This is a genomic window from Janthinobacterium rivuli, from assembly GCF_029690045.1.
In the GTDB taxonomy this organism is placed as follows: Bacteria; Pseudomonadota; Gammaproteobacteria; order Burkholderiales; family Burkholderiaceae_D; genus Janthinobacterium; species Janthinobacterium rivuli.
Map to the genome: position 1 here is coordinate 1,356,710 of NZ_CP121464.1, position 14,575 is coordinate 1,371,284.

General features: G+C 63.2%; 13 protein-coding genes. 7 read left to right on the forward strand and 6 right to left on the reverse strand.

Annotation, left to right across the window (positions count from 1 at the left end; translation table 11 throughout):
* Positions 1 to 363: 363 nt before the first annotated feature.
* The 3 genes from P9875_RS06155 to P9875_RS06165 form a co-directional block, all read right to left on the reverse strand.
* Positions 364 to 1,266, reverse strand: a complete 903-nt coding sequence (locus P9875_RS06155; RefSeq protein WP_219311175.1) for a LysR family transcriptional regulator — start codon at positions 1,264 to 1,266, stop codon at positions 364 to 366.
* Between the two features lie 85 nt (positions 1,267 to 1,351).
* Positions 1,352 to 2,281, reverse strand: coding sequence for a pseudouridine-5'-phosphate glycosidase (locus P9875_RS06160; protein ID WP_099665374.1), 930 nt, complete (start codon positions 2,279 to 2,281; stop codon positions 1,352 to 1,354).
* A 3-nt stretch (positions 2,282 to 2,284) separates the two neighbouring features.
* A complete protein-coding gene (locus P9875_RS06165; RefSeq protein WP_278317845.1) occupies positions 2,285 to 3,442 on the reverse strand; it encodes a carbohydrate kinase in 1,158 nt (385 codons plus the stop codon).
* 364 nt (positions 3,443 to 3,806) lie between these two features.
* Between P9875_RS06165 and xapA the strand changes: the two genes are divergently transcribed.
* The 7 genes from xapA (at position 3,807) to P9875_RS06200 (ending at position 12,421) form a co-directional block, all read left to right on the forward strand.
* Positions 3,807 to 4,646 (forward strand): xanthosine phosphorylase, encoded by an 840-nt coding sequence (gene xapA, locus P9875_RS06170; RefSeq protein WP_128140502.1) that lies wholly within the window; start codon positions 3,807 to 3,809, stop codon positions 4,644 to 4,646.
* Between the two features lie 120 nt (positions 4,647 to 4,766).
* Entirely contained in the window at positions 4,767 to 5,960 is a 1,194-nt protein-coding gene (locus P9875_RS06175; protein WP_278317846.1) for a phosphopentomutase, read from the forward strand.
* A complete protein-coding gene (gene deoC / locus P9875_RS06180; RefSeq protein WP_278317847.1) occupies positions 5,957 to 6,916 on the forward strand; it encodes a deoxyribose-phosphate aldolase in 960 nt (319 codons plus the stop codon). The genes P9875_RS06175 and deoC overlap by 4 nt, the downstream gene beginning before the upstream one ends.
* Before the next feature lie 12 nt (positions 6,917 to 6,928).
* The gene (locus tag P9875_RS06185; protein WP_423221817.1) at positions 6,929 to 9,310 is read left to right on the forward strand and encodes an aldehyde dehydrogenase family protein; all 2,382 of its coding nucleotides are present in this window, start codon (positions 6,929 to 6,931) and stop codon (positions 9,308 to 9,310) included.
* Positions 9,311 to 9,386: 76 nt separating this feature from the next.
* Complete coding sequence (deoA, locus tag P9875_RS06190; RefSeq protein ID WP_278317848.1) at positions 9,387 to 10,709, forward strand: thymidine phosphorylase; 1,323 nt, start codon at positions 9,387 to 9,389, stop codon at positions 10,707 to 10,709.
* Positions 10,710 to 10,791: 82 nt separating this feature from the next.
* On the forward strand, positions 10,792 to 11,199 hold the full coding sequence (locus P9875_RS06195) for a cytidine deaminase (protein WP_099379413.1): 408 nt from the start codon (positions 10,792 to 10,794) through the stop codon (positions 11,197 to 11,199).
* Between the two features lie 10 nt (positions 11,200 to 11,209).
* The gene (locus P9875_RS06200; protein ID WP_423221818.1) at positions 11,210 to 12,421 is read left to right on the forward strand and encodes a nucleoside deaminase; all 1,212 of its coding nucleotides are present in this window, start codon (positions 11,210 to 11,212) and stop codon (positions 12,419 to 12,421) included.
* Here P9875_RS06200 and P9875_RS06205 read toward each other — a convergent pair.
* The 3 genes from P9875_RS06205 to P9875_RS06215 form a co-directional block, all read right to left on the reverse strand.
* Positions 12,418 to 13,581 (reverse strand): dipeptidase, encoded by a 1,164-nt coding sequence (locus P9875_RS06205; protein ID WP_278317849.1) that lies wholly within the window; start codon positions 13,579 to 13,581, stop codon positions 12,418 to 12,420. The two genes, P9875_RS06200 and P9875_RS06205, sit on opposite strands and share 4 nt — an antisense overlap.
* An 11-nt stretch (positions 13,582 to 13,592) precedes the next feature.
* Complete coding sequence (locus P9875_RS06210) at positions 13,593 to 14,015, reverse strand: VOC family protein (RefSeq protein WP_099400720.1); 423 nt, start codon at positions 14,013 to 14,015, stop codon at positions 13,593 to 13,595.
* Between the two features lie 160 nt (positions 14,016 to 14,175).
* Positions 14,176 to 14,445: a hypothetical protein gene (locus tag P9875_RS06215; protein WP_278317851.1), complete on the reverse strand. Its 270-nt coding sequence runs from the start codon at positions 14,443 to 14,445 to the stop codon at positions 14,176 to 14,178.
* Between the last annotated feature and the right edge of the window lie 130 nt (positions 14,446 to 14,575).

Sequence of the window (14,575 nt, forward strand, 5' to 3'; positions counted from 1 at the left end):
TGTATATTTTTTATAGGTGAAACATATAATTTGGGGTCGATTTAGCCTGTTTTTGATGCACGAGGTGATAATTCCTTATCAACATTGCACTGTATTGCACAAGATCATTGCTGACCTCGTCTGCTTTCATGCCGTCAGTGTGATACTCATGCAACAGTCGCGCCCCGTCTCTTTTATAGGTACAACATCGAATGGGGCTGCCGGAGCGGGCTGGGATGCGCCGTCAGATGACGGGCAGGGCAAGCACGGGACCGGCGCCGCGATGGGCGTCCGAATCACTATGCATCATGCCAGATATGTATGACAAATACGTTTTTGTTTATGTATTTATACGCAGTGCATATAAATAGGTGGTGCCGCCGATTAGACGGCCGGGGGATTGAGGATATTCAGGAAAGCCCGCACCACTGGCGCGTCGTCCAGCGTGGTGTAGCTGATGTACAGATTCGCCGACGGCGGATTGGTCTTGATCGGCAGAAACACGACGCCGGGCCAGCCGATGCGGCTCGTCGTTTCCGGCACCAGGGTCACGCCCAGGCCCGCGCCCACCATGGCCAGCAGGGTTTGCGGTTCGCTCGCTTCCTGGAAAATCACGGGTTCGAAACCGGCGTTGATGCAGCATTGCACCAGGTAGCGGGGGAACGCGGATTTGTCGAGGTTCAGGGTCAGCATCGGCTCGTGGGCGATGTCGATCAGCTCGATGGACGTGTTTTTCGCCAGCGGATGATGTTCATTGACGGCCACGCAGACGTTTTCGCGGAAGCACAGTTCCTGGCGCAGATTATCGTGGCGCAAGTCGTCGTCGTTGAGCTTGGGTTCGCGCCAGAAGCCCACGTCGATCTGCTTGGCGCGCAGCGCTTCATATTGCACCGTGGGACCGAATTCATGGATGGTCCAGGTGACGCGGGGAAATTTGGTCTGGAATTCTTCCAGCAGGCTGGGGATGGGACCCCACATGGCCGAGCCGACGATGCCCACGCGCAAGCGGCCCACTTCGCCGCGGTCGATCTGACGGATGGTGTCGATGGTCATGCGCATCTTGGCCAACAGGTCGGCCGCCTCGTTCATCAGCGCCTTGCCCGCCACGGTCAGCTCGAAAGTGCGCGTGGTGCGCGCAAACAGGCGCACGCCCAGTTCGCTTTCCAGTTTCATGATCTGCTGGCTCAGGGGCGGCTGCGAGATATGCAGGCGCTCCGCGGCGCGGCTGAAGCTTTTCTCCTCGGCAACGGCAAGAAAATACTTTAACTGTTTCAGATCGATGGACATGCTTTCCTTGGCGTTGCGTGTTGCTAGGCGATGGAACGGCGCGCAGACCCGTGAAGGCGCGCGCGCTTTCTTTACAGCAGTCCTATTATCGTGCCACGACTGCCTGCATGGCAATGGCCAGCGCGGTGCCGACTTGGGCATTGTGCTTGACCAGCGCGATATTCGTCGCCAGGCTGCGGCCGTCCGTCAGTTGCTTGATGCGCGACAACAGGAATGGCGTGACTTGTTTGCCTTTCACGCCGCCCGCGTCCGCTTCCTGCAGCGCCTGCGTGGTGATGGCATCGATCTCTTCCTTCGGCATCGCTTGCGCGGCCGGCACGGGGTTGCTGACGATCACGCCGCCTTTCAAGCCCAGCTGCCACTTGGTGCCGATGAAGGCGGCCTGTTCGGCGGCCGTGTCGAGGCGGAAATCGGCCTTGAAGCCGCTTTCGCGCGTAAAGAAGGCGGGGAAACCTTCCTGGCCCACGCTGATGACGGGCACGCCGTGGGTTTCCAGGTATTCCAGGGTCAGGCCGATGTCGAGGATGGATTTGACGCCCGCGCAGACGACGGCGACCGACGTTTGCGCCAGTTCCTGCAAGTCGGCGGAAATATCGAAGCTCGTTTCCGCGCCGCGGTGCACGCCGCCGATGCCGCCCGTGACGAACACGGAAATGCCCGCCAGTTCCGCGCAGATCATGGTGGCGGCCACGGTGGTGGCGCCCAGTTTACCCTGCGACAGGACGAACGGCAGGTCGCGGCGGCTGACTTTCATGGCGTCGGGCGAGGTGCCCAGCAATTCCAGTTGCTCGGGCGACAGGCCCACGCAGATCTTGCCGCCGATGATGGCGATGGTGGCTGGCACGGCGCCGCCGTCACGGATGATCTGTTCCACTTCGCGCGCCATTTCCACGTTTTGCGGATACGGCATGCCGTGCGAAATGATGGTCGATTCCAGCGCCACGATGGCCTTGCCGGCGGCGCGCGCGTCGAGCACTTCTTGCGAGAACAAGAGGAAATTCTGTAATTGGGTCATGGTTCAGTCCTGTTGAAAGAGGGTAGGGGGAGGCGGCGCCAGGTCGGCGTCGTCAATGTTGTCGAGCGCGCCGGCGGAAATCTGGGGCGAGACGGTGGCAGCCGATTCCAGTGTCATGGCGGCCAGCTTCAGACCGCGCCGGCACGCCAGTTTCAAATCGCTGCTGTCGTGGTAGAGCGACCAGCAGACGGCGGCGGAAAACGCGTCGCCGGCGCCCGTCACGTCGACGGCGTCCACTTCGCGCGCGGCCAGATGCACGATGGGCGCATCCAGATTGTCGCCATCCGTGAAGTACACGCCTTCGCCGCCGCAGGTGACGATCACCTGGCGCGCACCCTGGCGTTGCACTTCGCGGCAGGCGGCGCGCAGGTCCGCCGCCGTGGGCAGGGCCCGCGCCACGCGCGTTTCCAGTTCGCCCCGGTTGAGGATCAGCAAATGCAAGCCCGTCAGGTCTTGCGGCAGGTGCGTCATCTTTGGCTGCGAGACGGCGACGATGACGAGCGGCGTCGCGTGCGTCGCATCCTGGCGCGCATCGGCCAGCAGGGCCTGCACGCTGTCGTGGCCCAGGTTCAGGTCGCAGACGGTGAGGGCGGCGGCGGCGCGCTGTGGCTGGCGGCTGTGCAGAAAAGCCGGTGTCAGCTGTTCATAGAGTTGCATGTTGGCCATCGCCAGCAGCATTTCGCCATGTTCGTCGAGCACGGCCGTGTACGTGCCGCTGCTGGTGTTACTCAGATGCAAGCTGCCGCGCATGTCGATGCCCGCGTCCTCCGCGTGCGTCTGCAGGGCGTGGCCGGCCGCGTCGTCGCCCAGCGCCGTCAGCAGGGCCACGGGGATAGCCAGGCGGGCCAGGTTTTCCGCGATGTTGCGGCCCACGCCGCCAAACACTTCTTCCGAACGCACGGGATTCGAGGTGCCCATCTGCAGGGTCGCCAGGGTGCGCATCTTGCGGTCGAGGTTGGCGGCGCCTATGCACAGCACGGGGCGGCTGTCGGGCAGCACGTAGGCGCGCCCCAGCAGGCGCCGCTCGCGGATCAATCCGGCGATGTGGCCGGCGACGGCCGAGCGCGACAAGCCCAGCTCGCTCGCCAGGTCTTGCTGCGAGATGAAGGGGTTGTTGCGGATCAGCGTGTACAGCTGGTCTTTTTTATTGGTATCGGTCACAGGGTTTTCGCTGAGGTTTAAACATTTGTCTGGAACTGTAAACATTTGTCTTATCGGTGTCAAGCGCGTCTCAAGTGTGCATAAAAAACCTTCGTATGGAGCTTGTATGCACGGATTTCCCGGGCATGGCGGTCTCGGGCATGCCTCGACTATAATATCGGCGATTTATATTTGAATTGTATAAATGGGCAAGAAAAATGGTATTTGCCATACATATTCCGTTTGATGCATAGTGGCGGCAAATAGAGGCAATACGCATTTCGATATACCTGTAACACCATACATACCCGATACCTGGGCGATACTTTTGGTACACCGTCGCGCAGGCTGCAACCCATCATCATTAGTCAATCAGAGGATAACCATGTCAAACAACACCCCTTTCCACGCCGCCGAAATCATCCGTGCCCGCGCTCCTGAAAATTTCAAGCCGCGCGTGGCGATGATCCTCGGCTCCGGCCTGGGTGTGTTGGCCGAGCAGATGACGGACGCCGTCAGCATCAGCTTTGACGAATTGCCAGGCTTCCCGATCAGCACCGTGCACGGCCATGCCGGCGAACTGGTGATCGGCACCCTGTCGGGCGTCGCCGTCGTCTGCATGAAGGGCCGTGGCCACTTCTATGAAGGCTATGGCATGGGCGTGATGACGAGCGCCATCCGTACCCTGAAACTGCTGGGCTGCGAAATGCTGTTCGTCACCAACGCCGCTGGTTCCCTGCGCCCTGAAGTGGACGCCGGCAGCCTGGTGGCCATCAGCGACCACATCAACCTGCTGCCAGGCACGCCGATGGTCGGCCCGAACGACGACCGCTTCGGCCCGCGCTTCTTCAGCATGGCCAACGCCTACGATGCGGACTTGCGCAATCTGGTCAAGGACACGGCCGCTTCGAACGGCATCACCCTGCATGAAGGCGTGTTCGTCGCCTACCCTGGTCCGAACTTCGAGACGGCCGCCGAAATCCGCATGATGGCCCGCCTGGGCGCCGACACGGTCGGCATGTCCGTGGTGCCGGAAGTGGTCTCGGCCCGCCATTGCGACCTGAAAGTGGTGGGCGTGTCGGTGATTACCAACCTGGCCGAAGGCATGTCGCCATTCGCCCTGTCGCACGAACAAACCCTGAAATACGCGGCCATCGGCGCGAAAGACCTGGTCAAGCTGATCCTGGCCTTCCTGGCCACCGTGGCCACCAAACCGCAAGCCTAAGCACTTTTCTTGACGCAGTAGCGGCGCGCCATCTACTGGCGCTGCCGCGCGGCAGGCCGGGAAAATCCGGCCTACACTGTTCGCATCATCCCGCATTACATCCATAAAGCGAGCCTTATCATGTCACGCGCATTTATCCTCCTGCTTGATTCCTTCGGCCTTGGCGCGACGCCAGACGCCGCCAAGTATGGCGACGCAGGTGCCAATACCTTTGGCCACATTGCCAGCACTGTCGCCAAAAGCGGCAAGACCTTGAAACTCCCGAACATGGAACGCCTGGGCCTGGGCGCCGCCGCGCACCTGGCCAGCGGCGAATGGGCCACGGGTTTCGACCAGCGCGACGGCTTCACCGGCGCCTACGGTGCGGCGCGCGAGCGCTCCACCGGCAAGGACACGCAGAGCGGCCACTGGGAAATCGCCGGCGTGCCCGTCGAATTCGACTGGGGATATTTCCCCCGCACCACGCCATCGTTCCCGGCCGACCTGACCGACAAGCTCAAAGCCATGTCCGGCGTACCGGGCTTCCTCGGCGACTGCCATGCCTCGGGCACGGACATCATCAACAAGCATGGCGACGAGCACGTCGCCACCGGCAAGCTGATTATCTATACCTCGGGCGACTCGGTGATGCAGATCGCCGCGCATGAAGAATCGTTTGGCCTCGAGCGCCTGTACGCAGTGTGCGAAATGGCCTTCAAGCTGGTCGAGCCGTACAACATCGGCCGCGTCATCGCCCGCCCGTTCACGGGCAGCAATGGCAACTACACGCGCACGTCCAACCGCCATGACTACGCCGTCGCGCCACCCGCGCCGACCCTGCTCGACCACGTCAAGAATGCGGGCGGCGAAGTCGTCGGCCTGGGCAAGATCAGCGACATTTTCGCTACCCAGGGAATCTCGCGCGTCGTCAAGGGCGTCGACAACATGGCGCTGTTCGAAGCGCTGTTGAAGACGGCCGATGAAGTGCAGGACAAGTCGCTCACCTTCGTGAACTTCGTCGATTTCGACCAGGCTTTCGGCCACCGCCGCAACGTCGAAGGCTATGCCGACGCGCTGCGCGAAATGGATGGTCGCCTGCCGGAATTCATGGACAAGCTCAAGGAAGGCGACCTGGTCGTGATCACCGCCGACCATGGCTGCGACCCGACCTGGCACGGCTCCGACCATACCCGCGAACACATACCGATGATCTTCTTCGGCCCCGGTGTCGCCCCGCGCGCACTGGGTATTTCCGAGACCTTCTCCGATATTGGCCAAACCCTCGCCAAACACCTTGGCGTACCACCACTTGCTAATGGAACCAGCTTGTTATGACACTCATGCACCCCGAATTCAAGCGTAATGAGGCCGTTGGCCTCGACCTGGGCTGGATCAACCAGATCCGCGTCAACCGCGCCGCGACGGACCGCCGCGCGGCCAGCCTGGCGAACCGCCGTACGGTGAAAAAGGAATACCAGGCCGCCTGGCTGGTCAAAGCCATCCAGATGATCGACCTGACCACCCTGGGCGGCGACGATACGCCGGGCAAAGTGGAACGCCTGTGCATGAAGGCCATGCGCCCGCTGCGCGCCGACCTGATGGACGCCTTGGGCCTGACGCAATTGAGCACCGGCGCCGTGTGCGTGTACCACGAGATGATCCAGCCTGCCGTGAAAGTCATCCAGGGCCGCTTGCCCATCGCCGCCGTGTCGACGGGTTTCCCGGCCGGCCTGACGAGCATGGAAACGAAGCTGCGCGAGATCGAACTGTCGGTCGCCGCCGGCGCTTCCGAGATCGATATCGTCATCACGCGCCAGCACGTCCTGAACGGCAACTGGCAAGTGCTGTACGACGAAATGCTCGCTTACCGCAAGGCGTGCGGCGAAGCCCACGTGAAGGCGATTCTCGCCACGGGCGACTTGCTGACCATGGAAAACGTGGCCAAGGCGTCGTGGGTCTGCATGATGGCCGGCGCTGATTTCATCAAGACTTCCACCGGTAAAGAGGGCATGAACGCCACCATTCCCGTGGCCCTGACGATGGTGCGCACGATCCGCGAATACCACGAGCAGACGGGCTTCCAGGTGGGCTTCAAGCCAGCCGGCGGCGTCAGCTCGGCCAAGAGCGCGCTGCAATACCTGACCCTGATGAAGGAAGAACTGGGCAACGAATGGCTGCAGCCGCACCTGTTCCGCATCGGCGCTTCCAGCCTGCTGACCGACATCGAGCGCCAGCTCGAGCACTACGTCACCGGCAGCTACTCGGCCAATCATCGTCACGCACAACCTTAAAGAACAATCGTCATGCCAACAATTAACGAGATTCTCAATACTATGGACTACGGCCCTGCTCCCGAAAGTCAAAAAGAAGCGCAAGCGTGGCTCGATGGCCACCAGCGCACATTCGGTTTGTTCATCGACAATGCCTGGAGCGCGCCGGCGGAACTGTTCGCCTCGACCAATCCTGCCGACGGCACGCAACTGGCGGAACTGACGCAAGCGACCGACGCCGATGTGGAACGGGCCGTCGAAGCGGCGCGCCGCGCGCTGCCCGTCTGGCAAGGCATGGGTGGCCACGGCCGCGCGAAAGTCATGTACGCGCTGGCCCGTCTGCTGCAAAAGCATTCGCGCCTGTTCGCCGTGCTCGAAACCCTGGACAACGGCAAGACCATCCGCGAAACGCGCGATATCGACCTGCCGCTGGCCGCGCGCCATTTTTATCACCACGCTGGCTGGGCGCAGCTGCAGTCGGAAGAATTCGCCGACTACCGCGCCGTGGGCGTGGTGGGCCAGATCGTGCCATGGAATTTCCCCCTGCTGATGCTGTCGTGGAAAATCGCTCCGGCCCTGGCGGCCGGTAACACGGTGGTCTTCAAGCCGGCCGAATTCACGTCGCTGACGGCCATGCTGTTCGCCGAATTGTGCGTGCAGGCGGGCGTGCCGGCTGGCGTCGTCAACATCGTCACCGGCGACGGCAGAGTGGGCTCGGCCATCGTCAACCATCCTGGCGTCGACAAGATCGCGTTTACGGGCTCCACGGAAGTGGGCCGCCTGATTCGCGAAGCGACGGCCGGCAGCGGCAAGAAGCTGTCCCTCGAATTGGGTGGCAAGTCGCCGTTCATCGTCTTTGAAGACGCGGACCTGGATGGCGCCGTGGAAGGCCTGGTCGATTCGATCTGGTTCAACCAGGGCCAGGTGTGCTGCGCCGGTTCGCGCCTGCTGGTGCAGGAATCCATCCAGGAGCGCTTCCTGAACAAGGTGCGCGCCCGCATGGAAAACCTGCGCCTCGGCTCGCCGCTGGACAAATCGATGGACGTGGGCGCGCTGGTCGATCCGGTGCAGCGCCAGCGCATCGCCGCGCTCGTCGATTCTGCCCGCGCCGAAGGCTGCGACGTGTGGCAGCCGGCGTGCGAATTGCCGGCTGACGGCTCGTGGTTCCCGCCGACCCTGATCACGGGCGCGTCGACCTCGGCCGCCGTGGCACAGGCTGAAATCTTCGGTCCCGTGCTGGTGGCCATGAGCTTCCGCACGCCGCCTGAAGCGGTGCAGCTGGCGAACAACACGGTGTACGGCCTGGCCGCCAGCGTGTGGACCGAGTCGATCAGCCTGGCGCTCGATATCGCTCCCGCCATCAAGGCTGGCGTGGTGTGGATCAACAGCGCCAACCAGTTCGACGCGGCGTGCGGTTTCGGCGGCTACCGCGAATCGGGCTTCGGCCGCGAAGGCGGCCGCGAAGGCATGCTGGAATACATGACGGCCCTGGCCGAAGATGCGCGCCCGGCCTTGCCCGTGGTGGAAGCGAAAGCCAAGGGCAACGTGAAGCCGGCGCCAGCCGATCCGTTCACCATTGACCGCACGGCCAAGATGTACATCGGCGGCAAGCAGGCGCGCCCTGACAGCGCCTACAGCACCCCGGTGTTTGGCGCGAACGGCGCCTTGCTGGCCGAAGTGGGCGTGGGCAGCCGCAAGGATATCCGCAACGCCGTCGAGGCAGCCCATAAAGCGTCCGGCTGGACCGGCGCCACGGCGCACAACCGCGCGCAAGTGCTGTACTACATCGCCGAAAACCTGGCCGCGCGCGCCGACGAATTCGCCGCCCGCATCGCCGCCATGACGGGCAATAAAAACCCCGAGAAGGAAGTGCAGGCATCGATCGAACGCCTGTTCTACTACGCCGCCTGGGCCGACAAGTACGACGGCCTTGCGCACCAGCCGCCCACCAAGGGCATCACCGTGGCGCTGAATGAAGCGGTCGGCGTGATCGGCATCGTCTGCCCGAACGAAGCGCCTTTGCTGGGCTTCATTTCGCTCGTCGCCCCGGCCATCGCGCTGGGCAACCGCGTGGTGGTGGTGCCATCGGAAGCGCATCCGCTTTCCGCGCTGGACCTGTACCAGGTCTTCGACACGTCCGACTTGCCGGGTGGCGTCGTCAACATCATCAGCGGCAACGCGGATGAACTGGCGCGCACCCTGGCCACGCACGCCGACATCGACGCCGTCTGGCGCCATGACGGTTCCGCTGAAGGTTGCGCGGAAGTCGAGCGCCTGTCGGCCGGTACCCTGAAGCGCACCTGGGTCGGTGGCGCCAAGGGCCGCGACTGGTACAGCGCCGCCCAAAGCGGTGGCCGCGCCGTGCTGGCGCATGCGTCGCAAGTGAAAAACGTGTGGATTCCTTACGGCGTCTGATAAGCAACTAGCGTTGCAAAGCTGGGGTCAGAACCGTAGGGACTGACCCCAAATTTATTATGATCGGAGTTAAACCATGTTTTTAACCCAGGAAATCATCCGCAAGAAGCGCGACAAGGGCGTATTGAGCGCCGAGGAAATCCAGTTTTTCGTGCGTGGCATCACTGACGGCAGCGTCAGCGAAGGCCAGATCGCGGCGCTGGGCATGGCCGTCTATTTCAACGACATGAACATGGACGAGCGCGTGGCGTTCACCCTGGCCATGCGCGATTCCGGCCAGGTGCTGGACTGGCGTTCGCTGAACCTGCCTGGCCCCATCGTCGACAAGCATTCGACGGGCGGCGTGGGCGACGTCGTCTCCCTGCTGCTGGGTCCCATGGTCGCCGCGTGCGGCGGTTACGTGCCGATGATCTCGGGCCGTGGCCTGGGCCACACGGGCGGCACGCTGGACAAGTTCGACGCCATCCCCGGCTACTGCACGGTGCCGGACAATGCACTGTTCCGCAAGGTGGTGCAGGAGATCGGCGTGGCCATCATCGGCCAGACGGCGCAGCTGGCGCCGGCCGACAAACGTTTCTACAGCATCCGCGACGTCACCGCCACGGTGGAATCGGTGGCCATGATCACCGGCTCCATCCTGTCGAAGAAACTGTCGGCCGGCCTGGACGCGCTGGTGATGGACGTGAAAGTGGGTTCGGGCGCCTTCATGCCGACCTATGACAAGTCGGTGGAACTGGCCGAGAGCATCGTCGCCGTCGGCAATGGCGCGGGCATGCAGACGTCGGCGATTCTGACGGACATGAACGAATCGCTGGCGCCGTACGCCGGCAATGCGCTGGAAGTGCGCGGCGCCATGGATTACCTGACGGGCCGTTCGCGTCCCGCGCGCCTGCACGAAGTCACCCTGGCGCTGTGCGCCGAGATGCTGGTGCTGGGCGGCCTGGCCGCCACCGAGGAAGAAGCGCGCGCCAAGCTGGTGGCGGCCCTCGATTCCGGCGCAGCGGCCGAACGCTTCTCGCGCATGGTGTCGGCCCTGGGTGGCCCGGCGGATATCGTCGAACATCCGGACAAGCACCTGGAAACAGCGCCATTCATCGTGCCGGCGCCAGCGCTGTCAGCCGGCTTTGCCAACGTGCGCGATTGCCGCGCCATCGGCCTGGCCGTGGTGGCCCTGGGCGGTGGCCGCCGCCGTCCGACCGACAGCATCGATTTCGCCGTCGGCCTGACGGACCTCGTGAGCCTGGGCGAGCAAGTCGCTGTTGGCCAGCCGCTGGCCATGGTGCACGCGCGCACGGAAGCGGCGGCGCAGCAAGCCGTCAGGGAAATCCAGCAAGCGTATGCCATCAGCGCGGTGGCGTTGACGGGCAATCCGGTGATTTACCGTACGATACGACCTTAAACTAAACCCAGAAGCAAAGTCTGGGGTCGTACCCTCAGGGTACGACCCCGGCATCTGCTGCTGGGGTTGAAAAGAAAATCAAATGAACAACCAAGAACTGATCGCCGAAGCCAATGCCGGCCGCGAACTGGCGTACGCGCCATATTCGCGCTTTAAAGTGGGCGCGGCGCTGCTGTGCAAGGATGGCCGCGTCTTCCGTGGCTGTAACGTGGAAAACGCCGCCTATGGCCTGTGCAACTGCGCCGAGCGCACGGCGTTTTTCAGCGCCATCGCACATGGCTGTAAACCAGGCGACTTCGCCAAATTGGCCGTCACGGGCGACACGGCCGAACCGATTTCGCCATGCGGCGCCTGCCGCCAGGTGATCTTCGAGATGGGCGGTGCCGACCTGCCGGTCATCCTGACGAACCTGAAAAACGACATCATGGAAGTGACGGCGGGCTGGCTGCTGCCGCACGGCTTCGGCAATTCCGACCTGGACATGAAGTAACAGGATTCGCTTGAACAAGACGATCGACATCCAGGCCGCCGTGGCGATTGCCGCGGCCGAAGCCATGGCGGCCAAGACGCAGGGCACCTTTGGCGTGGGCGGCGTGCTGCTCGACGGCGCCGGCAACGTGCTGCAATCGATGCACAACAACGTCGTGCGCCAGGGCCTGGTGTTCGACCCCACGGCGCATGGCGAACGCCAGCTGGTGGACTGGTATTTTGCCGAACGGGCCAAGGGCACGTCCTTGCCGCCGCCGGGCGAACTGACCATCGTCACCTCGCTCGACCCCTGCTGCATGTGCACGGGGGCGATTCTGGCGGCCGGTTTCAACGTGGTGGTCGCCGCGCCCGACGTCAAGGCGGGCATCAATTACGATGGCAGCGCCACGTTCACGGCCTTGCCGGCGCCGCTGCAGGCGCAGGCTGGCCGCAGTTTTTGTTATCCGGCCGTGCGCGGCGCCACCGAGTATGCGCGCCTGCCGTCCGGCGCCGCGCCCAAATCTTTTTTCATCGGCAAGAGCATCCACGAGGCGACGCAGGCACTGTGTTCGCTTGTGTTCGAAGCTACATCGGCGCAGGTGATGCAGCTGCTGAACGCGGGTGACGACGTGCATTTGCGCGATCCCGCCACCTTGCCATCCGAGCATGCCGTGGTGCGCGCCCTGCGCCGCCGCTATCCGGACGCCCTGACTTACCGTTGCGCGCCGCACGCGCCCGATGCCGGCCTGGCACCGTTCCTGCAGGCGGCCATGGAGCAGGATGTGCGCGATGGCGGACAGGGCGACGCTGCCGCCTTGCTCGATTCCTTCGGCAACCTGCTGCTGTGCATGCCCGGAAAATTGGCGCAGTCGGTCATCCGCACGCCGTTCATGGAATGCACGCGCCAGTACGCGCAGCTGCGCTTTGAACTGATGACGAATGCGGCGCCGGCGCTGCAGGAAGAAATCAAAAGCTATCTGGGCCATCCCAAGCACGGCACCTTCGTGCTGGCCATCGGCCCGGACGACGGCGCCGCCAGTTTCATGACCCTGGGCGCCTACGGCTCCACCATGGAAGGCGCGCTGCCGGAGAATAATCCCGCGCAATTCCAGTACGTGCGCCCGGCCATGGAGGAAGACGCGCTGCTGGCGCTGTGCGAGTCGATGCCGCCGCTGTACCGCAAGCTGATACGCATCCGGCCGCGCCAGGTGGCGAGTCTGGACTTGATCAGCGCCCTGGGCTAAGCATCATCGTCCGGCAGATTTTTGAGTAAAAAGTCGCGCACGTTTTCACCGGCCACGCGGCGTATCTGTGCCTCCGACAGGCCAGCGTCGAGCAGCGCCTGCGTCAAGCGCGGCAAGCCCGTCGCATCGATGGCCGTGGTGACGGCGCCGTCGAAGTCCGAGCCATAGGCCACGTGGTCGGCGCCGATCAGTTTGACCGTGTACTGGATGGCGCGCGCGATGGACGCCACGTCCTTGCCGCAGACGGCCGTATTCCAGAAACCGATACCCACCAGGCCACCTTGGGCGGCGATGCGTTTCAGTTGTGCGTCGCTCAGGTTGCGGCCGTTGGCGCAGGTGCCGCGCACGCCCGTGTGCGACACCATCACGGGGCGTTTCGCCATCGTCAATACGTCGTCGATGGTGGCCGGCGAGGCATGCGCCAGGTCGACGATCATCTTGCGCTGCTCCATGGCGCGCAGCCATTGCTTGCCCAGCGGCGTCAGGCCGCCTTTTTTCAGGCCGTGCTGGGAACCGGACAGTTCCGTGTCGAAGAAATGCGTGGGCGCGGCCATGCGGTAGCCGCCCCGGTACAAGGTATCGAGATTGTCCAGCTTGCCTTCGAGCGCATGCGCGCCTTCCAGTGTCAGCCAGCCGGCCAGCAGGTTCGGATTTTTTTCGCGCGCGGCGATGTAGCTGCGCAGCTGGGCGCGGCTGCCGATGACGCGCACCTTGCCATCGCTCCTGGCTGCTTGCTGGCGCAGCTCGCCGGCCTGGTAGGTGGCGCGCGCCAGCAGGCTGTTCCAGGTGGCGGGCGGCAAGCCTTGCGCCACCACCAGGGCCGTGATGTTGTCCGTATCGCTGCCATTGCGCTCGATATTCATCTTGCGCGGCGTCTTGGTGACGACGGAAAAGGCTTGCAGCGCCACGTTGGCCCGCTGCAGGCGGGGGAAGTCGACATGCCCGCGCTGGCTGTCGCGGTTCAGATTGCGTTGCCACAGCAGGCTGTCGGCGTGCAGGTCGGCGATCCACAGGCTCTGGTGCAGGGCCGTAGTGGCTGCCGATGGCGCCTTGCCGGACGGCGGATGGACACGGTTGAGGTGCTCGTCGACGAGGACGGGAGCGGACAGGAAACCGCCGATCAGCGCAAGGCTGGCGGCGGCGAGGGTACTGATAATCATTGTTCTCCGTTTTACCATGGATCGTAGGTGCCCAGGCTCCAGATGTGGCCTTCCGGGTCGCGGCAGGTAAAGCCCCGTCCGCCGTAATCTTCATCCTTGATGTCGAGCACGATCTCGGCGCCGGCTTCACGCGCGCTGCGGTAGACGGCATCGGCATCGCTGACGACCAGGTAGCAGTTTTGCGTGTTGGCGCCGCCGATGTCGGCGGGCAGTTTCATCAGGCGGCCATAGTCGCTGTCGATGGCTGGCGCCACCATGACCATGCCATTGCCAAAGCTCAGTTGCGCATGGGCAACGCCACCGTTACCGTCCGGCACGATCAATTGTTTTTCAAAGCCGAGCGCCTTGCACAGCCATTCGATGGCGGCGGGCGCGTCGCGGTAGCGCAGGCAGGGGATGGTCGTCGCTGCTGTCGCTTTTGCTGTCGTGGTCATCAGAAAACTCCTATGGCTGTGGGGGAGTAGCTTCGATCATGGATACTGTCTGGCGTTCCATATCCATACCAACCATCGGGATAGGGTTGATGCCCGTCAGTGCTACGTCCCGCCATAGTGCCATAGAACAATCCTTGCACTCTTGCCACAACGCAAATTTTTATTGCGGTGACTGCGACGAGTTCGCTGCCTTCGTGTCCGTGTCCGTGTCGTCGCCGTTGCTTGCCCATCTGAGCAGCATCACAAGCGCAAACAACATGATGGCCAGCGGCAAGATGGTGATCAGGAACGCCATGCCCAGGCAGCATGCCAGCAGCATGGGCCAGGACATGGCGCGCAAGGCGGCCAAGCCCTGGCGCGTGTAGGCGCACAGCTCGTTCCAGAAAGCGCTGAAGGAAGTGCTGCCCGGTGCCGCATTGAGGTCTTTCATGCCGTTCTCCTGTCGTGTGGATGCCGCTGCCGTATGCATGCTGGCAATGAAGCCACTATAGGCAAAACCTTGCTGCCGGGCATCGCGTATGCGACGAATGGCAGGAATGGTGGACCGAACTGCGACAAAC